The sequence below is a fragment of the Nocardia sp. NPDC005366 genome (genome assembly GCF_040606855.1).
Taxonomy (GTDB): Bacteria; Actinomycetota; Actinomycetes; order Mycobacteriales; family Mycobacteriaceae; genus Nocardia.
This window is the reverse complement of the sequence record NZ_JBEXFQ010000003.1, coordinates 311,942-330,876: the sequence shown is the minus strand read 5'-3', so window position 1 is coordinate 330,876 and position 18,935 is coordinate 311,942. Positions and strand designations below refer to the sequence as shown.

At 63.9% G+C, this 18,935-nt stretch carries 18 protein-coding genes and 1 tRNA gene; 8 read left to right on the top strand and 11 right to left on the bottom strand.

From position 1 onward, the window contains the following. Positions 1-297: 297 nt before the first annotated feature. The 3 genes from topA to ABZS43_RS05950 all read left to right on the top strand — a co-directional run bounded on the left by topA (position 298) and on the right by ABZS43_RS05950 (position 4,513). Positions 298-3,111, top strand: coding sequence for a type I DNA topoisomerase (topA, locus tag ABZS43_RS05960; protein WP_355034706.1), 2,814 nt, complete (start codon positions 298-300; stop codon positions 3,109-3,111). A gap of 50 nt (positions 3,112-3,161) precedes the next feature. Beyond that, positions 3,162-4,367, top strand: a complete 1,206-nt coding sequence (locus ABZS43_RS05955) for a DNA polymerase III subunit delta' (RefSeq protein ID WP_355034674.1) — start codon at positions 3,162-3,164, stop codon at positions 4,365-4,367. Between the two features lie 70 nt (positions 4,368-4,437). Continuing rightward, positions 4,438-4,513 (top strand) — tRNA-Thr (locus ABZS43_RS05950). Positions 4,514-4,527: 14 nt separating this feature from the next. Here ABZS43_RS05950 and ABZS43_RS05945 read toward each other — a convergent pair. From ABZS43_RS05945 to ABZS43_RS05925, 5 genes are all read right to left on the bottom strand, one after another. After that, positions 4,528-5,757 carry a tyrosine-type recombinase/integrase gene (locus ABZS43_RS05945; protein ID WP_355034673.1) on the bottom strand — a complete coding sequence of 410 codons (1,230 nt, stop codon included), beginning with the start codon at positions 5,755-5,757 and terminating at the stop codon, positions 4,528-4,530. Further along, positions 5,754-5,930, bottom strand: a complete 177-nt coding sequence (locus ABZS43_RS05940; protein ID WP_355034672.1) for a hypothetical protein — start codon at positions 5,928-5,930, stop codon at positions 5,754-5,756. Before ABZS43_RS05940 ends, ABZS43_RS05945 begins: the two co-directional genes overlap by 4 nt. A gap of 13 nt (positions 5,931-5,943) precedes the next feature. After that, the gene (locus tag ABZS43_RS05935) at positions 5,944-7,707 is read right to left on the bottom strand and encodes a replication initiator (RefSeq protein WP_355034671.1); all 1,764 of its coding nucleotides are present in this window, start codon (positions 7,705-7,707) and stop codon (positions 5,944-5,946) included. A gap of 151 nt (positions 7,708-7,858) precedes the next feature. Further along, positions 7,859-8,209, bottom strand: coding sequence for a hypothetical protein (locus ABZS43_RS05930; RefSeq protein WP_355034670.1), 351 nt, complete (start codon positions 8,207-8,209; stop codon positions 7,859-7,861). A 2-nt stretch (positions 8,210-8,211) separates the two neighbouring features. Next, the gene (locus ABZS43_RS05925; protein ID WP_355034669.1) at positions 8,212-8,472 is read right to left on the bottom strand and encodes a hypothetical protein; all 261 of its coding nucleotides are present in this window, start codon (positions 8,470-8,472) and stop codon (positions 8,212-8,214) included. 124 nt (positions 8,473-8,596) lie between these two features. Here ABZS43_RS05925 and ABZS43_RS05920 point away from each other — a divergent pair, with 124 nt between their 5' ends. Then, a complete protein-coding gene (locus ABZS43_RS05920) occupies positions 8,597-9,442 on the top strand; it encodes a GntR family transcriptional regulator (protein WP_355034668.1) in 846 nt (281 codons plus the stop codon). Further along, a complete protein-coding gene (locus ABZS43_RS05915; RefSeq protein WP_355034667.1) occupies positions 9,439-10,143 on the top strand; it encodes an HAD family hydrolase in 705 nt (234 codons plus the stop codon). Before ABZS43_RS05920 ends, ABZS43_RS05915 begins: the two co-directional genes overlap by 4 nt. Positions 10,144-10,600: 457 nt before the next feature. On the opposite strand, the gene ABZS43_RS05910 is transcribed toward ABZS43_RS05915, so the two are convergent. The 3 genes from ABZS43_RS05910 to ABZS43_RS05900 all read right to left on the bottom strand — a co-directional run bounded on the left by ABZS43_RS05910 (position 10,601) and on the right by ABZS43_RS05900 (position 12,372). Next, positions 10,601-11,017, bottom strand: coding sequence for a hypothetical protein (locus ABZS43_RS05910; RefSeq protein WP_355034666.1), 417 nt, complete (start codon positions 11,015-11,017; stop codon positions 10,601-10,603). Beyond that, positions 11,014-11,424 (bottom strand): hypothetical protein, encoded by a 411-nt coding sequence (locus ABZS43_RS05905; protein ID WP_355034665.1) that lies wholly within the window; start codon positions 11,422-11,424, stop codon positions 11,014-11,016. The genes ABZS43_RS05910 and ABZS43_RS05905 overlap by 4 nt, the downstream gene beginning before the upstream one ends. A 507-nt stretch (positions 11,425-11,931) precedes the next feature. Further along, the gene (locus ABZS43_RS05900; RefSeq protein WP_355034664.1) at positions 11,932-12,372 is read right to left on the bottom strand and encodes a hypothetical protein; all 441 of its coding nucleotides are present in this window, start codon (positions 12,370-12,372) and stop codon (positions 11,932-11,934) included. 1,325 nt (positions 12,373-13,697) lie between these two features. On the opposite strand from ABZS43_RS05900, the gene ABZS43_RS05895 reads away from it, so the two are divergent. The 3 genes from ABZS43_RS05895 (at position 13,698) to ABZS43_RS05885 (ending at position 16,916) form a co-directional block, all read left to right on the top strand. Then, positions 13,698-14,552, top strand: a complete 855-nt coding sequence (locus ABZS43_RS05895) for a universal stress protein (RefSeq protein WP_355034663.1) — start codon at positions 13,698-13,700, stop codon at positions 14,550-14,552. A gap of 221 nt (positions 14,553-14,773) precedes the next feature. Next, entirely contained in the window at positions 14,774-15,721 is a 948-nt protein-coding gene (locus ABZS43_RS05890) for a site-specific DNA-methyltransferase (protein WP_355034662.1), read from the top strand. 61 nt (positions 15,722-15,782) lie between these two features. Continuing rightward, a complete protein-coding gene (locus tag ABZS43_RS05885) occupies positions 15,783-16,916 on the top strand; it encodes a hypothetical protein (protein ID WP_355034661.1) in 1,134 nt (377 codons plus the stop codon). A 106-nt stretch (positions 16,917-17,022) separates the two neighbouring features. On the opposite strand, the gene ABZS43_RS05880 is transcribed toward ABZS43_RS05885, so the two are convergent. Genes ABZS43_RS05880 through ABZS43_RS05870 form a run of 3 tightly spaced genes read right to left on the bottom strand, consistent with a single transcriptional unit; the run spans position 17,023 to position 18,869 of the window. Next, the gene (locus ABZS43_RS05880; RefSeq protein ID WP_355034660.1) at positions 17,023-17,199 is read right to left on the bottom strand and encodes a CDGSH iron-sulfur domain-containing protein; all 177 of its coding nucleotides are present in this window, start codon (positions 17,197-17,199) and stop codon (positions 17,023-17,025) included. Positions 17,200-17,209: 10 nt separating this feature from the next. Then, a complete protein-coding gene (locus ABZS43_RS05875; protein ID WP_355034659.1) occupies positions 17,210-17,878 on the bottom strand; it encodes a HemK2/MTQ2 family protein methyltransferase in 669 nt (222 codons plus the stop codon). Continuing rightward, positions 17,871-18,869: an iron-containing redox enzyme family protein gene (locus ABZS43_RS05870; protein ID WP_355034658.1), complete on the bottom strand. Its 999-nt coding sequence runs from the start codon at positions 18,867-18,869 to the stop codon at positions 17,871-17,873. Before ABZS43_RS05870 ends, ABZS43_RS05875 begins: the two co-directional genes overlap by 8 nt. Positions 18,870-18,935 lie beyond the last annotated feature (66 nt).

Genomic DNA, 18,935 nt, shown 5'->3' with positions numbered 1-18,935 from the left:
GGGCAGGACACGTCGGATACAGCCGAGCCCGATCACCTCGCGGCGGGCGTGGTCGGGGACACTGCATACTGAACGGCAGTGACCACGTACGCTCGGTGGTTCGGGTCGCAAGCGCTCGACCGCAGCCGGCGTCAAGGTATAAACGTGTCTGGTAGCGACATGAGCAGTAGCCGCTGCTTTACCCCAGCCGCGCAATGCGCGTAACAGCATCGCGTGGGTCGAGAATGAAAGGTGTATTCGCCGGTGGCAGCACGAGACCGCGGTGCAGCCGACCAGGGCCGTCCCCTGCGTCGTCTCGTGATCGTCGAGTCCCCGACCAAGGCCCGCAAGATCGCGCCCTATCTCGGGCGCAATTACACGGTCGAGGCCTCTGTCGGTCATATCCGGGACCTTCCGCGCGGCGCCGCGGATGTGCCCGCCAAATACAAGGGTCAATCCTGGGCGCGCCTCGGTGTCGACGTCGACAACGACTTCGAGCCGATCTATGTGGTGAGTCCGGATAAGAAGGCCAAGGTCACCGAGCTGAAGAGTCTGCTCAAGGACGCCGACGAGCTCTACCTGGCCACCGACCCCGACCGCGAGGGCGAGGCCATCGCCTGGCATCTGCTGGAGACGCTCAAACCCAAGGTGCCGGTGCGCCGGATGGTGTTCCACGAGATCACCGAACCGGCGATTCTCGCGGCGGCAGCCGATACCCGTGAACTCGATCCCGATCTGGTCGACGCGCAGGAGACCCGCCGTATCCTCGACCGGCTCTACGGTTACGAGGTCAGTCCGGTGCTGTGGAAGAAGGTCATGCCGAGACTGTCGGCGGGCCGGGTGCAGTCGGTCGCGACCAGGGTGATCGTGCAGCGTGAACGTGAGCGCATGGCGTTCCGTTCGGCCGAATACTGGGATATCGCCGCCAAGCTCGACGCGGGATCCGGCGAAGAGAACGACGCGACCAATCCGCGGACCTTCGGTGCGCGGTTGGTCAATGTGGACGGTGCGCGGGTCGCGGCCGGTCGCGATTTCGGTCCGGACGGGCAGCTGAAAACGGCCAACGGCGTCATCGTCCTGGACGAAGCCCACGCGCGTCGTCTCGCCGAGGCGCTCGACGGCGCTGATCTCGTGGTCTCCTCGGCGGAGGCGAAGCCGTATACGCGTAAACCGTATCCGCCGTTCATGACCTCGACATTGCAGCAGGAGGCCGGGCGCAAGCTGCGTTTCACCTCCGAACGCACCATGCGGGTGGCGCAGCGGCTCTACGAAAACGGCTACATCACCTACATGCGTACCGACTCGACCACATTGTCGGAGTCGGCGATCGCCGCGGCTCGCTCGCAGGCGACGCAACTGTACGGCGCGGAGTACGTCTCGCCGTCGCCGCGTCAATACACCCGCAAGGTCAAGAACGCCCAGGAGGCACACGAGGCGATCCGTCCCTCCGGTGACACCTTCCAGACCCCGGGACAGCTCCATTCGCGGTTGGACAACGACGAATTCCGACTCTACGAACTGATCTGGCAGCGCACGGTGGCCTCGCAGATGGCCGACGCGCGTGGCACCACGCTCACGCTGCGCATCACCGGCGTCGCGGGTACCGGCGAGGAATGCGTGTTCTCCGCCTCGGGTCGCACCATCACCTTCCCCGGCTTCCTCAAGGCCTATGTGGAAAGTGTGGACGAGGAGGCGGGTGGTCAGTCCGACGACGCCGAGTCCCGGCTTCCCGCCCTGGACGAGGGTCAGAGCGTCACCGCGGTCGAGCTGAATCCGGATGGGCACAGCACGAATCCGCCCGCGCGCTATACCGAAGCGTCGCTGATCAAGATGTTGGAGGAGCTCGGGATCGGGCGTCCTTCCACGTATGCATCGATCATCAAGACGATCCTCGATCGTGGTTACGTGTACAAACGCGGTAGCGCGCTGGTGCCGTCGTGGGTGGCGTTCGCGGTCGTCGGATTGCTGGAGGCGTATTTCGGCCGGTTGGTCGACTTCGACTTCACCGCGGCGATGGAGGACGATCTCGACGCGATCGCCGGTGGTCGTGAACAACGCGGAAACTGGCTTTCCAGCTTCTACTTCGGCGGGGACAGCGGAGCCGAGGGTTCGGTCGCGCGGTCCGGTGGACTGAAGAAGATGGTCGGCGAACAACTCGACGATATCGATGCGCGCGAGATCAATTCGATCAAGTTGTTCAGTGACGACCAGGGGCGCGACGTGGTGGTCCGCGTCGGCCGGTACGGGCCGTATCTGGAACGGATGATCACCAATCCCGATGACCCCGACGGCGATGTCATCTCGCAGCGGGCCAATCTGCCCGATGACCTTCCCCCGGACGAACTGACCTCCGAAGTCGCCGAGGAGTTGTTCTCCACGCCGCAGGAGGGCCGCGTACTCGGCGTCGATCCGGCGACCGGGCACGAAATTCTCGCCAAGAAGGGACGTTTCGGTGATTACGTCACCGAAGTCCTGCCGAAACCGGCGGTCGAGGAAACGGCGGCGCCCGCCAAGAAAACGGCCAAGAAGGCCGCCGCGGGACCGAAGCCGCGCATCAGCTCGCTGTTCAAATCCATGGATTTGGCCACCATCACCCTCGATGACGGGCTCAGGCTGTTGTCGCTGCCACGCGTGGTCGGAACCGACCCGGCCTCGGGCGAGGAGATCACCGCGCAGAACGGCCGCTACGGGCCGTATCTGAAGAAGGGGACCGATTCGCGGTCGCTGGCCGACGAGGATCAGATCTTCACTGTCACGCTGGAGGAGGCATTGAAGATCTACGCCGAGCCCAAGCGTCGTGGCGGGCGGGCGGCCACCGCCGCACCGTTGCGCGAACTCGGAAACGATTCGGCTACCGGCAAGCCCATGGTGATCAAGGACGGCCGTTACGGACCGTACGTCACCGACGGCGAGACCAATGCCAGCCTGCGTAAAGACGATGCGGTGGAATCGATTACGGATGAACGGGCGTCGGAGCTGCTCGCCGATCGGCGGGCGCGCGGGCCGGTGAAGAAGACCGCCAAGAAGACGGCGGCGAAGAAGACCGCCGCGAAGAAGACGACCGCGGCGAAGAAGACCACCGCCGCGGCGAAGAAGACAACCGCCAAGAAGACGACCGCGAAGAAATCCTGACCCGGCGATGGCGGTGAGTCCTGTCGGTGCGGGCGGCTAGGGTGTACGGCGTGGCGGGTGTCTTCGATCGGTTGGTCGGCCAGGATGCGGTCGAATCCGAGCTGACGGCTGCCGCGATCGCGGCCCGCGCGGGGGTGATCGAGGGGGCGATGACCCATTCGTGGCTGTTCACCGGACCGCCCGGATCAGGCAGATCCGTCGCGGCACTGTGTTTCGCGGCCGCGCTGCAATGCACCGACACGGGAACCCCTGGATGCGGTAGCTGTCACGCCTGCACCACCACCATGGCGGGCACCCACGGTGACGTGCGCCGGGTCATCCCGGAGGGGCTGAGTATCAGCACCAAGGAGATGCGCGACATCGTGCAGATCGCCTCCCGGCGGCCGAGTACCGGGCGTTGGCAGGTGGTCGTCATCGAGGACGCCGACCGGCTCACCGAGGCCGCGGGGAATGTGCTGTTGAAGGTGGTGGAAGAACCGCCGGCTCGCACGGTCTTCCTGCTCTGCGCGCCATCGGTCGATCCCGAGGACATCTCGATCACCCTGCGTTCGCGCTGTCGGCACGTGCACTTGGTGACTCCGTCGGTGTCCTCGATCGCGCGGGTGCTGCACGAACGCGATCGACTGGATGAGAAGACAGCCTGGTTGGCCGCCTCGATCAGCGGCGGACATGTCGGGCGCGCCCGTCGACTCGCCACCGACGAGGAGGCCCGGTCCCGCAGAAAACGCGCCTTGGCGCTGGTCGGTGCGGTATCGCGGCCAGGCGCGGCGTATGCCGCCGCCGACGAATTGGTGAAATCCGCCGACGACGAGGCCAAACAGATGAGCGCGGCCCGCGACGAACGCGAACGCGACGAACTGGCCACCGCCCTCGGCGCGGGCGGCACAGGAAAGGGTTCCGCGAGCGCGACCCGTGGTTCGGCGGGCGTGCTGAAAGACCTGGAACGTCGCCAGAAATCCCGAGCGACCCGCACCGGCCGCGACGCCCTCGACCGCGCTCTCATCGATGTGGCGGGTGTCTACCGCGACGCACTCGTCGTCCGATACGGGGCCGCTCGCAACGGTTCCGGGGTCACCCTCACCCACCCGGACCTGTCCGACCAGATCCACGAACTCGCCGACCGTGTTCGCCCCGAAGGTCTGCTCCGCTCCATCGAAGCCGTACTCGGGTGCCGCGAAGCCCTCGACCTCAATGTCAAACCTCGCTTCGCCGTCGCGGCCATGGTCGCCTCCCTCATCGCCGCCCAGGCTGACTGACTACCACCCCCGACCACGCGTTTTCGCGATCCGGCCCCCGAGACGATAGACTCGCGTGGCCGAAAGGCACGCCGCCTTAGCTCAGTCGGTAGAGCGCTTCACTCGTAATGAAAAGGTCGGGGGTTCGATTCCCCCAGGCGGCTCCACTCGAAAAGCGGCCCTAACCAGCCGTTTTTCGACCCTTCCGACGCTTGCTCCGAGTCGGTGTCTGCCCGGTCTTGTCACGTTTTGCCACAAGGGCTTCCAAAGTGCCCGCCGCCGAGACCAACGCATCGTTCTGTGAATGCACGTAGGTACGCATCGTGAACGCGCTGTCAGCGTGCCCCAGCCACTCCGCGATCACTGCGATCGGCACCCCCTGAAGATGCATCAGAGTTCCGCAGGTGTGACGTGCATCATGCAGTCGAATTCGGCGCACCCCAGCCTTCTTGGTGATCTTCTCCCAATAGTCGGTCAGGGTGTCCGGGTGATACGACGCGCCAGCCTCGTTGACCACGACATGCGTGCCAGGCCCGTACGCCTCACCGAGTGCCAGTTTCTCGGATGCCTGCCGTTTGCGTGCTGCCCGCAGTTCCGCCATCAACGTCGGAGTGAGCGGCAAGGTTCGCTCGGAATCCTCGGACTTCGGGTCGTACTCCTCGGCCTTGCCGTTCACCGAGACGCGATTGTTGGCGATGGTGAGCAGCCCAGCGGCCAGGTCAACGTCCGTCCAGCGCAACCCGCCGATCTCACCGCGGCGAAGTCCCGACAGTGCCATGTGCCAGGCGTGGCGGTTGCGATCGTTGGCCGCGACCGCCAGGACCTTACGTACCTCGGCCTCGGAGTAGGTGACGTGCTTCTTCTTCGGTCCGGTCGGCACGCGGTCGACCAGCGCCGCGACGTTGCGGACCAACTTCCCCTCTGCGATCAGTGATTCAAGCACGGACTCGAGCCGGTCCAAGGTGGCGTTGGTCGTCTCAGGCTTCCACGGCCTTCGGTTCTGTCCGTTGGCCTTCTTCGCAGTCCCGGCCAGCAGCGCGGACACGAGGTCATCCAGGTGCCGTTTCGACAGCTTCTGAACCGCCTCGGTGCCGTACCTGTCGCGGACAGGCTGTAGCGCGTTCCGGTAGTTCGAGGCAGTGGTACCGCGGACACGTTTGCCCGCCAACCAGTCTTCGCACGCCTGCTCCACGGTCAATGCCGATTTCGGAACGTAGGTGCCACGGCGAACAGCTGTCGACGTCTCGGCCAGGGCATCGCGCGCCTCAGCTTCGGTGCGATAGCGCTTCTTCGTCTGCCGCCGCTTGCCCGTCTCCGGGTCCGTCCCCGCCTCGGCTGTCACCTGATACCGAATCGCGCCGCTCTTGAGCGTGATCTTCTCGATCTGCGGCGGCAACTGTCTCCTGCTCATGCCGCAGCCTGGTCGAGACCGGAGATGTAGTCGATGACCGCCTGCTCGGTGACGAAGCGACGACGACCGATCTTGACCGACCGCAGCGCGCCGGAACCGATCAGTTCGTAGTACTTGCTGTGCCCGACCGGAATCAGCTTGCGGACCTCGGTCTCGTTGAGCAATTTCGACATGGCGGGTTCCTCCCTATGCTGCCATCTGAGATCGTGAATCCTGTTGCACTGCAACGGTTTCACGTGAAACCGGTTCGTCGCCCGGTGGTCCTTCGTCACGTTCGAGCATGGCCGTGTCCAACTCGGCGCGTTGACCGAGTTTGAGCCCGACCAGCGACATGATCAGGTGCGAGCGTGGAGGCGCGTCCCGGTCACCCGGACCGACAGGAGTGATCCGCAGGTGTGAGGTATCGGGCGGGAAGATCCCCAGCGCGGCCAGCTTCCCGCGAACGAACTCCATCCGTTCGGCCTTGTGATCGACCAGGGTCTTGCCGCTCCATTTGCGGGAGTTGTTGCACCGTTTGCCCGGGACGCCGAGCGCGTCACGGCGATGGTTCTTGCCCCGGCAACGCCCCGGTTGCGTCTTCTCGGTCGCGTCCTTGGGCACAATGCCGTAGCGCAGCCACACCCCGCACGAGGGTCGGCACGGAGTGCGCTGCAACTCCTCGTGCAGGCGGTCGTAGTGGCGGTTCACGCGAGGGCTGTCGGACTCCAGGATTTCGCCGACCGACTTGGTGAGGTACTTCGTCAGATACGCCACCTTGCGATCCATTTCCGGTGTCCCGGCGAGGATCTGGACCGGTTTGGACTCGGCCCCGAATTTCATGGTGTGGGCCGGTTCCAGGTCATCCACGGAGTCGATGACCTCGATGGCGTCGTCCCACTCGGTCAACGCCCGCCCGGTCTTCGGGTCCACGAACGTGCCCGCCCGGTGATCCCAGACCGGCATGTGATCGCCTGAATAGACTTCGTTCTCGCGGCCGAAGTGCGGCCACCAGATACTGCGGTAGGTCGCCGCGGTCACCGCGTACAGGAGTTTGGTCGGGATCGAGCCCCGGATAGCGAGGTGGATGTGGGGAGCGCCGCGTTTCTGCGGTTCGACACTGGCCCAGTACTGCACATCCCAACCGACCGCGCGGCGCAGGTTGATGATCCAGTGATCGAACAGAGCTTTCATGTGCATGATGTCGCGGGCCGCGCGCGGGTAGTCGTAGGACTCCGGGTCACGTGGTGAGCCGTCGGAGACCCACGCACCTTGTTTGTCCTTGCCGCCGGTCGGGTCCCACACGCGGTTGATGTGCCCGTAGGAGGGCATGGTCAGGGTCCAGAACGTCGAGGGCCGGTACTTGCCGTTGGCGTAGGCGGTGCCGATCGTGGTGCGGGCGACCTTCTTGCGGGGCAGGTCCGGCAGATCCTCCCGGCGCCTGGTCGACTTGGCCCGCCGACGCGGTTTCTGGTCGAGTGCTGGCAGACGGCCCCGCACCCCGAGTTCTCGAAGTTCGACATCCAGATCGGCCACGAGGTCTTTGACCGCTTCGGCGAGTTCGTTATCACCCTCGCGACGCGCGTCGTGGTAGTCGGTGAACAGCGACGCCCGAGCGGCCAGCACGTCGGTCTGTGCCTGGGTGACCAACGGTTGCGGTTGCACCGGTTCGTGTTCGGCGCACCACCCTTCGCGCAGCTGGGTCATCCGCACGGATTTGTTCGCCTTCGCACACGCCGGGCATGTCGTCGCCACGGTCGCCTTGCACGGAGCACCGACGTAGGAGACACGACCGGAGGTGGTGTCGAATGCCCGCATCGGCACCACCCGAGCGCACACGCCCTTCTCGACGGCCACCGCTTCGGCGATATCGCGGAAGTCCGGCATCGCGCGACGCTCAGCGGCGGTCTGACGATTCGGCGGTACGGCACCGGCCGGAGCGGTACCGGCCACGGCAGTGGGGTTCTCGGTCATCAGAAGTACTCCCCGATATCCCCTTCGACCGCCGCCGCCGCACGACGAGCCAGATCCGCTGCTTTCCACCGCAAGCCGTCATCGATCATGTCTTGCCGCTCTTGCCGCTCTTGCGCTCGACGAGTCTTCGCCCGCTCCGCTTTCGTCGACATCACGCCGGAACCCCCAGTCCCTCGCTGGCCTTCTCCACCGCTTCCAGACGCTCGGTCAGCCGATCCAGACGAGCAGCCACGATCAGCAACCGGTCCAACACATCGGCCAACGACACACCCGCGACCACCGGAGCAGCCGCAACAGGCGCCGCGCCATCCAGCGGCCACAACTCCGCCATCGGCCGACCCACCGCAGTCGCCACCGCGTGACGAGTCACCGGATGCGGACGACGCCCCTGGGCCACCCACCGCTCCACGGTCTTCGCGTCCACGCGCACCCGCTCGGCCAACATCACCGGAGTCATCCCGGCATTCAGGATCGCTTCACGCAGAACAGCATTCGCAGCCATGATCACACCGCCTTCGGACGCGACATGACCAGACCGCCGTAGCAAGCAGGCGCCACGCAACGCTCCGACGCGTCCTCCGGATCGAGATGACCGGCGACGTACTCCGTACCGCCACACACCGCGCACACCGTCGACTCGTAGGACTCGACGCACGAGATCCGCTCGCAGTCGCGACGCAGGCAGTAGCGGCACGTGCCCGCCACATTCAGACGTGACGGCCGGGGCGGTGCGGCCTTGGAAACGACATTCAGTCGACCGGTCATTTGAGTCTCCCCGCTACTGCTTTCGTTCGCCCTAGTCTCCCTAGGTAGCTTCGAGCTTAGACTAGCTCCCTAGGGAGATCAAGGGCTACATGAATTACCTAGGGAAGAACGCTAAACTGCCACGATGGACGCAATCGACCCTGACGATCCCCGCCCTGCCTCGCAGCAGATCGCGAACATCCTTCGGGCCGCGATACTGACGAGAAAGTTCGCGCCAGGGGAGCGGATACCGTCTGGGCCTCAGTTGGTCGAGCGATTCGGCGTCGCGAAGGCAACCGCAGAGTCGGCTATCCGCACGCTTCGCGAAGAAGGCTTGGTTGTCAGCAGGGCAGGAAGCGGGACATTTGTTCGGGAACGTACAGAACGACCCGTTGGACTGCGGCCCCATATCGAGCAGGCATTCGAAGCGACGAGTGTCACCGTCGACTTTGCAGGCTTCTCAGGCGAGACGCTGCACGGAGCGATTGCCGAACCACTCGACCGAATCAGGGAAGGTCGCCTACGGCCCGAAACCCTCTCGGTCCGGCTGCTCGTTCCCGACGCGTCGCGCCCCTGGAGTCTGCCCGCCAAGGTGGACAACCTCGAGGACAGCCCCGCTTTTCGCAAAAGAGCGGCGAGAATCATGGAGCGCCACGGCACCGCGGTCGTCGAATCTGTCACCGAACTCGGGCGCCTCGGCCTGGTCGACAGCGCGACAGCCCAGATCCGAACCTATCCGGCCGTGCCGCTGTTCAAGCTGTACATTCTCAATGGCGAACAGACGTTCTTCGGGTACTACCCAGTCATCGAACATGCTGTTCCGCTAGACGAGGAAGACGTGCCGATCTGGGATCTCATGGGCAAGGACGCCACGCTGTTCCATCACTCCCGCGACGTCGACCCGGACTCGGCAGGAAGCCAATTCGTCTCGCAATCTCAGCTGTGGTTCGACAGCATCTGGAACTCCGTTGCACGGGACTACAACCCGTGACCAACCTTCGCCAGCTGCTAACCGCACGACCCTGCCTACTGCTCGACTTCGACGGCCCCGTCTGTTCGGTCTTTTCGGGCATATCCAGCCGACATGCCGCACAAGAACTCGAAGGAACGTTCGGCGCCCCGCTACCGCCCCATCTCCGCGCGACCTCCGACCCGTTCGAACTTCTCGAGTATGCCGCAGCCCTATCGCCCACTGTCGCGACAGCCGTCGAACTCAAGCTCACTGAGCTCGAAATCGAGGCGGTCAACTGCGCAGCGCCAACCCCCGACGCCCACAACGTCATCCGTGAGGCAGCCCAACGCCCCGGCGGTTCCGTCGCCATTGTCAGCAACAACTCGACGACCGCTATCCGCGCCTATCTGACGGCTCACAACGTGAGCGGGCACGTGTCCGGCATCTTCGCTCGACGATCAGCAGAAACCCGCCTCAAGCCGAGTCCTGACCTACTTGTCGCCGCCTTATCGGCCCTCGGAGTTCAACCCGAAGGATCGACGTTCACCGGCGATTCGGTCACCGATCTCAAAGCCGCTCACGCCGCAGCTGTTCCGGCGATCGGATTTGCGAACAAGCCAGGAAAAGCAGAGCGCTTCGCCCAGTACTCACCTGCATCAACGATTGTCAGCATGTCGGTGCTACTCGACGCACTTCGCAGCCTGACAGGTTCAGAGACTGAACAGCGCCCGTCACCGTAGGCAAGTGGTTGCTGAATTTCGCTATATAGAGTCAAGAGCGCACCGGCGGCGCTACGCGCCGCCGCCGCGCCACGCAGCACCACGGCGTCCTCGTCGCAGGCTCCTCGGCCACCGGAGCGGCGGCGCGTCGGCAGCGCTTGGCCGCCGGAGCGCATTTGGACCTGTTCGCGTGTTCTGGCATCCGCTTCGGCGACGTGGAAGCACGCGGACTCTCCAGAGCTGACCGCTTTTCGTTCACTGAGCAGTGCTGGGCACTCCGTGAGCCGTCCCCGACTTGCTCTCCCGCAGCTGTCGACCGAATCCGCCGGACACTCGCACGTGGGGCCTGGCTGTGGTCCGGTCACAGGAACTCCGAAACCGGACTGACCTGCGCGAATGAATTGCTGAACGAATCCGGCGAACGACGGCGGACCCGGTACCTCACCGATAGGGAACGTGTGGCTGCGCAAACCCTCAACTAGATGTCATCGTCTAGGTACTCGTCGCCCTTGGTCACCCGGACAAGGTCGCCGCGACGTACCACTCTGTCGCGGCCCTCATCGATCAACTCGTCGTCCTCATACGCAAACTTCTCCGGCCGGTCGTTTGAAGCTCCGAGAATCGAAGCACTAAACCCAGGAGTGCCTTTGACCGTCCGGAACGTGCGCGCCACCGAAGCTGAATCCCCCTCGAAACGAACGACTTTGACGATCGTTTTTGGCAACCTGATCTCGACTGTCTCACCGGCACCGTCAAGTGGGATCTCTACCGGAGGACCCAGAACGACGAACCGAGTACCGATCTGAACCCCTTGTTGCCATCCGAGATCGATCAAGATTTCCCGAGGCCCGAACACTGCGGCTACGTGACCTTCAAGAACACTGTCGTCGCTCAACGCCCTGCCCTTCCTGCCCGTTCAACTGCCTTTTCGTTAACGAGACGCCAATCGTCGATGAACCCGACCGCATCGTCCTCGTACTTGCTCAACTCAGCGCTGAGAATGCCCATCTGAGTTTTGAACTGCATCACAGATGGGCGCGGATTCTCCTTCTCGAACATCTCTTCCGCGGCCCGCTTCGTCACTGCCACCTGTCGACCGAAGGCGATCATGCGTCGGGCGGATGCCTGCACGTGCGTTGGGTCTGCTCGACCGACTGCACTGAACAGCCAGGCAGCCGCAAACTGGCAGCCAACAGCAACCACACTGATGAGCAGATTCGTACTGCGAGAGGGAGGTTTATCCGCTCCCGATAGGAACGCGAGCAGAAGGATGATCGCCACCGCAAGCAACGTGAGAGCCACGCCAGCTATCGTCCTCCAGTGCGTCCGCAGCCTCCTAATTCGCACGCGGTGAGTGTACGCACCACGCTCGTCTCGTAGCGTAAGTAAGGCTAGTTTGGGCGACCGTCGGCCTCACGATTACCTCATGCAGGAGTGTGGACGCTCGCGAATCCCGAGTGGCCCAGTGATCGATCTGAACCGAGTTGACCTGCGCGAATGAATTGCTGAACGAATCCGGCGACCGACGGCAGCAAGTGGCACCTTCTCGACGGGGCAGCGAGGGTTGCGAACCCCTGCCTCCTCATGGCCCGATTATCTGACCTCACTCGGTCGAGTCAAGGGAAAGAGCGCCCTTGACACGACCTCCCTCCGCTCAGGGATGGCCAGTATGAGGAAGCAGGGGAAGGGAAGTCACCAAGAAACGGCCGGGTGACACATCTCTAGTCCTCGGGGAACACCATCGGGGGCACAATGCAAAGTGCCAGCACGATGCCTACGATGAACCGTGATGCAGTTCCGGACGAACGCCTAGAAGTAGATCACGCTGGAATATTCATCAGAAACCAGCTCTGACCATGCTGCCTCGTCGTACGAGCCATCCGCGAGGAGGTCGAGGATTTCGATGTTCCCATCCGACTCAACGAGGGATTCCAACGCACGTTGCTGGACGTAGTAGTTGCCCTGCACTACGCCACAACTCGCGCAGTGGGAAGCGAGTTCACCGCGGGTGCCGTTCGCATAGCGGGACGGCACCAGCAGCTCCGCGATATCGGATTTGCCCACCTGGTTCAGGATCTCGCGAGCTATCAGCATCGCCGGATCACCCAGCGGGATCAGCTTGTCACCGTACCGATACGGACCTACAACACACTGAACTGTCTCCGAACACTTCCAGCACCCCCACCGGAATCCGACGACACCCACATTGATCGCACCCACCACCGAACCCCCTTCATCGCCGACTACCATCCCAGGATGCCTGGTCGACCAGGCAGGCGACATATCCCGTGACCCGGTGCAGTCGATCGAAGTCGCTGCGGTCCGCAGACCGTCCGCAGCACACTGCAAGAGACCAGACGCAGACCAACGCCGCCAGCCCCAAAGGTGCAGGTGGGCCACTCGCACCACTTGGACAGTGAAGACCGGCGCAATGCAAGGTGCCGGTCTTCACGTCGTCAATCGCTACTCGGTTGGCCCCGGTCGACCGCGTCCGAAGAGTGCGAGCACCGCGAGAAGCACAGTGACTGCGGCGGCCCACCCAGCTAGGAACCCTGTGCCTACCGCCAGGCTCAATGCCAGGGACAGGACGACCAATGGGTGAATTTCCGACCTCGGAGGTTCAGCGGGGGGCTGTGGGTTGTCGGGCTTGACCGTTAGGCTCATTGGGCCTGTACTTCCTGTCTGTTGACATGTGGGTGGTAACTGGGCAATCGCGACCCCTGCCCCTGCGACGGGTGGGGGTCGCACTTTTCCGGAGCCAGAACAGCATTCGGATTTCCCGGTTGCTTGGATGCGCTGGCGTTCGGTAGGTGGAAGCCTAGCTAGGAGCGCCGACGCTGACGAGTGCTGCAACTACCCGAAACCAGGGTTCATCGACTGGACCGTGCCGGTCAAATTTTCGGTTCAGTGGGAGCCAGTCGGAGGTAGCACAGGGTGTGTCACTGTGTGTCACTGAGGACGATCGGCGGGGCGATATCCCCATCTTGTGATGGTCTAGTAGGCCGAATCGCGGTGTGTCAGTATGGACTGTCCGGTGTGCTACCGGACGGTATAGTCCGGTATAATAACGGACTAGTTGCCATAGATGGACTGAACCGCACCAGAGGGTATCGACGCTCCCTATACCAATTGGTTTGTGTTGCAATTCACATTTCATGAGATCGCTGACCTGGATAAGGGAAAAAAGAACGCCCCTGACACGACCTCGTCCAAGATGAGCGGGCCGAGCGGCGACCGATGAGTGGCGGCCCGCCCGGATGCGTGAAGTTGTCACGACGTTGCCACATGTTCCCCGAACGATCCCAGACACGGAGAAACCCCCACGGAAGCGTTTCGCCACTGCGCGTAGGGGTACGGATGTCAGCAGACCGCCGCTGGACGCGCGGATTTCGACTCGTAATGAAAAGGTCGGGGGTTCGATTCCCCCAGGCGGCTCCATATTTCTTACAGGCAAACCGCAGGTAGGGGAGATACCCCGGCAAGCCTCACCCAATGTGTCCTGACCGGGTGGATGGCGTGGTCCCCGGGTGGTCTCGGAGGGGCCGTCCCGATCCGAAATGCCATACTCTGTGACCGTGCGTCGTCCTATCGTTGTCGGTGTCGACGGCTCCGCAGCGTCGCTGGCCGCCATTCGCTGGGCCGCGGCGATGGCTGCCCGCCGTGCGGCGCCGCTGCACCTTGTGCACGCCATCGGCGTCCCGGTCCATGCCGTGCCTTTGATCGGCTCCCTGTTGTTCGATATCAGCGCATACCGGACGATAGGTGAGTCCGCGCTCGGCGAGGGACGAAGCATCGTGGGTCAGTTGGGTGGCTCTGCCGGGGATGTCGAGGTTCACACCTTCCTCGATCTGCCGTCACCGGTCGCGGCTTTGGCCGCGCGGTCAGCGGCGGCCCAGTTACTCGTCATCGGCGCTCGGGGTTTGGATCCGTTGGAGCGTGTGCTGTTCGGATCGGTCGGTGTCGGTCTGATGAAGCGCGCCGATTGTCCCGTGGCCGTCATTCCGGCTGTCGTGGAAACGGTGCCGCCTTCGTCCCATGTTCCGGTCCTGGTGGGCGTCGACGGGTCGCGATGTAGCGCTCACGCGGTGGGTATCGCTTTCGACGAAGCGGCGAGTCGGAAGGTAGGGCTTGTGGCGGTGACGACATGGTCCGGTCGAAATGGCGCACCCAGCACAGCGCGGGAGCGAGCCGAGGCGTTGCTCGGCGAAAGCCTGGCCGGCTTCACCGACAAGTATCCGGATGTTTGCGTGGATCGAGTCGTCGTCGAAGGCCGCCCGGCGCAGCGACTGCTCGAGGCCGCCCGGCACGCGCAATTGGTGGTGCTCGGCAGCCGCGGGCGAGGCGGAATTGCGGGCGCCGCGCTCGGCTCCGTCAGTCAGGCGGTGCTGCAAGCCAGCCGCGTTCCGGTCCTCATCGCTGTGTGCCGGTAATGAATCGTCGCGTCCGCCGCGACAGTCAGATGCGCTGCGGTCAGCGAACGATCGGCACGCCGGGGGCCAGGCGGTCGCAGCCGGAGCGACGAAATCCTTCGTCGCAGCGCGCCTGTGCGCTCTGTCGCACGTCGAAGGCGGTGTGTGGATAATCTACAGCTTGTGGATCACCCGGGGGCAAGCGAACAACTGTTCGGTTCTCGGTATCTTATGATGCCTGCGTGACGTCCTCGAGAAGCTACGATCCCGCAGCCGAAGATCCCACCGTCGAGGTGCGGCAGGGGGACGCCTACGATCTGGCCGACGGTCTCGATCCTCAGTCGGTCGATCTCATCGTCACGTCACCTCCGTACTGGGGAATGCGGACGTATGGACACGATCATAGTGAAGATGTACTCGAGGAATGGGTGGCTGAGGGCAACGCGGTAACTGATGTCCCGCCATACGAGTGGTACCGCGAGCACGGTGGTTTGCTGGGGATGGAACCCATCCCGGATTGGTTCATCTCACATCTCGTGGAGATCTTCGAGCGCTTGAGGCCAGCGCTGAAGCTCAAGGGCAGCGTGTGGGTGAACCTCGGCGACACTTACTTCGCCCGGTGGTCGAGCATCCGATCCGACGGACGTCAGGGCCTCGGCGACAACCCGCGCACTCGACGGAAGACCCCGATGGGGGGCTATCGCCAGGAGAAGCAGTTGATGCTCATCCCGTCGCGGTTTGCTATCGCTATGCAAGATAAGCGCTGGATCTTGCGGAACGACTTGATCTGGCACAAGCCCAACGTGGCCCCGAGACCCGAGAAGGACAGGCTGCGCCTAGCGCATGAGCACTTCTTCCATTTCGTCCTGAGGCCGAAGGAAGGTAGGGCGAAGTACTACTACGACACCGGCGCGGTCGAGGAAGGCACCCGCGACGTTGTGACCGTGAACGTTCGTTCGGGTTCAGATGGGCACTCCGCGACGTTTCCCCCCGACTTGATCCGCCCCAGGATTGAAAGCTCCTCGCCTATCGGCGGGCTCGTGCTTGATCCATTCGCAGGCACTGGGCGTGCTCTCTCGGTGGCGGCTGAACTCGGGCGCAGTGCAATAGGTTTCGAGCTGAGTGAAGAGTTCACTCGAGTGGCGACCCGCAACGCGGAGGCCAGCGCAAACACTTTGCGCCTCCTCTAGGTCCGTCGCAACCTGTCGGGAGACTCCGGCATACTCGGCCGACATGGGGTCAGATTTGCCGGTGGAGTCAGAGGGTGCGAACTTCATTGCGGAATTCTTCGGGCATCGGGTGTACCCCGAAGTCGTCAGCACCAAGGCGGCGAAAGCCGATCAAGCGAAGGAAACCTGTCCGTTCCTGACATCGGCCAAGACGGTCGAAACGCGCTGCGTGAAGCGGGCGACTTCGCGAGGGGTATGTGTCGTCAGCACAGCCGTGGAAACTCGGCGGTACGACTGGCTCGTGTGTCCCAATCGAGCCTTGGACCCCGCATTCATGGCTGCGGCGTCGAGGAAGATCTTCGGGTACGGACCTACGGACCCGCTCGAGTTCATTGCGGCGCCGACGTTGGCCGATCGGGGGGTGCGGGACAGAATCGCGGTATGGCTGGAACAGGGGGTGAATGTTGTTGTCTTTTTCCAGCAGAAGCTCGGTGGCGAGCTGAGCATCGGCAAGACCGACAGGTCTCCTGAATTCTCATTCGACTGGACCCTTGCTGAGGTCGAGGCGATCGACCCGGCGCCGAAGATCACACGCTATGGCGTCCTGGAGATCCAAACGATGGATTTTCACGGCTCGTACAAGCACGCCGTGGGGGCGGTCAAGGCGGCCTACAAGAACATGCCCGACTTCTACGGTTGGCTGTCAACGCTTGACGGTCGTGCTGCGCTGTCGGAAAAGATGGAGGGGCCGAACCTTTCCAATGTGTTCAAGCGGACCTTCTATCAGATGGCGTACAAGTTTGCACTCAGCGGGCACCGGCAATGCGCAGGGACGGGCTTTGCCATCCCGAAGAGCGTGTGGCAGAGCTGGCTCAGGCATCTGGCCGACCCGCATCTGATGGATAACGGGGACGGCACGCACTCTTTGGGGGACACCTCGAACGACCACGAAAACGCTTGGATCTTCGTGTTCGAACTCCACCCGGATACCGAAGTCTCGCCCCGTCCGCTGGCCCCCTATCTGGAGATCCGGGTAAACGTCGAGACCCTGATCGAACTGGCGCTAAAAGAATCTCCCAAGGCTGCTCTCGGTCCGAAGGGACCGGTAGTGATGTTCACCGACAAGGTCGAGAATCGGATGCTGAAGTTCTGGCCGCGCGCTCGTCGGCGTCGCTCGTCGACTCCCCCCGGGCAGCAGGGGCTATTCGACGTGTGAAGTGGAGCGGCGTCTTTCAGGTCGCGGACAAGACTTCGAGGTACCACTCAGCCGCGGATGCGGAGCCACACGCTCAGGCTGTGGTGCGGTCGCTGGCGTCGAATCCTCAACCGGATGCGCGCTTCCTGTGACGGTGGCTGGTATCGCACAGCGGATAATTCTTCGAGCGCCGACATAGACAGATGGCCACCATGAATCGGTCGCATCGAATCGTTCGGCCATCGGCCGTGACGAGCTCGAGCGGGCCTTCGACGAGGGCTGGGCCGTCCTCGGTGAAAGCCATTCGCCTGGGTTCACTTCCGTATGCGGTCACCACGTATCACCACCAGGTCCTCGGTATCCGAGGTCGGCTCGATCCGCTCTGTCGCGGACAACCAGGCCGCGCGCGCACGCAGAACCGGGCCGAACGGAACAGTCGCGCGGGCGACCACCGCGGCTTTCAGGCCCCGTTCTCGCAAGGCGTCCAAGGTCTTGTCGGGATCGGACATGGCCGAATGGACGATGAGCGCGGTGCCGCGCGGGGACAGTGCGGAGGGGACGAGCGCGCACAGCCGGTCGAGCAGCGCCCGTCCGTCCGCGCCCGCGTCCCAGGCGCGGGCCGCGCCGACGGCGGTGTCGTGCGGTGCGGGGACGTAGGGCGGATTCGCGACGACCAGGTCGTAGTGGCGCCGCCCGAAGACGGAAGCGAAATCTCCGCAGTGGATTTCGGCGGTGATCCCCCGCAGGCGCAGGTTCAGCCACGCGGCGGCGGCGGCTCGGCGCGAGATATCGACGGCGGTGACCGTGGCCGCGCCGATTTTCGCCGCGGCGATCGCGAGGGCGCCGGTGCCGGTGAATACGTCCAGAGCGTGGGCGCCGTGCGGGATTCCGGCTTCGATCATGGCTCGGGCGAGTAGCCAGGTGTCTGCCTGCGGCCGGTAGACGCCGGGGGGACATAACAGCGCCCGCCGCGCGTTACCCATCGCCGTCCTTTTCCCGCAGCGAGCTGCGCCCGGCTCGCCAGGCGTGCAGAACGTGATCGGCGAATCGGTCCTCGAGGAAATTCGTCACCTGGATGCCGAATGCCAGGGGAGCGCGCTGTTCCGGTTCGCGTGCCAGCAGATCGCCGATCACGTCGATGCGCATGACCTGTTCGTGGACCGCGTCGGCTTCGACATGTTCGGCGAAGAATCGCACACATGCCGGATCGGCGTCGAACCGTCGCAGCACCTCGACCATGCGTTGGGCCCCTGGCGGCGAGGTGATCTCGACGGTCGCGAAATGCCCGACAAGGGCGCCGCGGTGTTGCCGGTGCAGTCCGAACAGCGACATCATGTTGACCAGCGCGAGCATCGGCGCACCGACGATATCGAAGTAGTGCAGATAGCCAGGATCCAAACCGGCTCCGGCCAGCAGATCGGCGTACAGCTGCGCGTGAACGCGATCGCCGTGGCCGCCGCCGAATTCGTCGAATTCGACCGCGACGAGCGAGGCTTTGGCCTGGCCCCGCAATCGCGGAATCACCCACGCGTACGGGTCGGCCTCCTTGTGGTGGTAGATCGAGCGGTGTACGAAATATTCGCGGACCTGCCACCAGTGGCCTTCGTCGCGCAGGAAGACACTCGGCCCGGTGGGTTCGTCCGGTGTGACGAGTAACCGGTCCAGTTCCGCGTCCAGATCGTTTCCGCCGGGGACCGCGTCGCGCAGGGCGTCGAGGAATACTCGTTCCATCTCCGCGCGCAGGCCCAGGAGGCCGGGATCCCATTCCCAGCCGGGATCGACTTCGGGAAATCCCTGATAGTGCAGCTCGTAGCAGGTGTGCAGCGCTAGTTGCAGATCCTCCCCGAACGGATCGACCGTGCCGAGCGGGGGTGGGGTCTCGCCCGGCGACCGGCCGAGCAGACCGATGACGGCGTCCGATAGCGGTCCCCGCGGGGCGGGGGTCGTTCGCGGCGAGGCGACGGCGATGGTCATGGCACTCCCTGCCGGTAGAAGTTGATCGAGGAAGCTGTGTGCGTCATACCCTGCGGACTTCGGGTG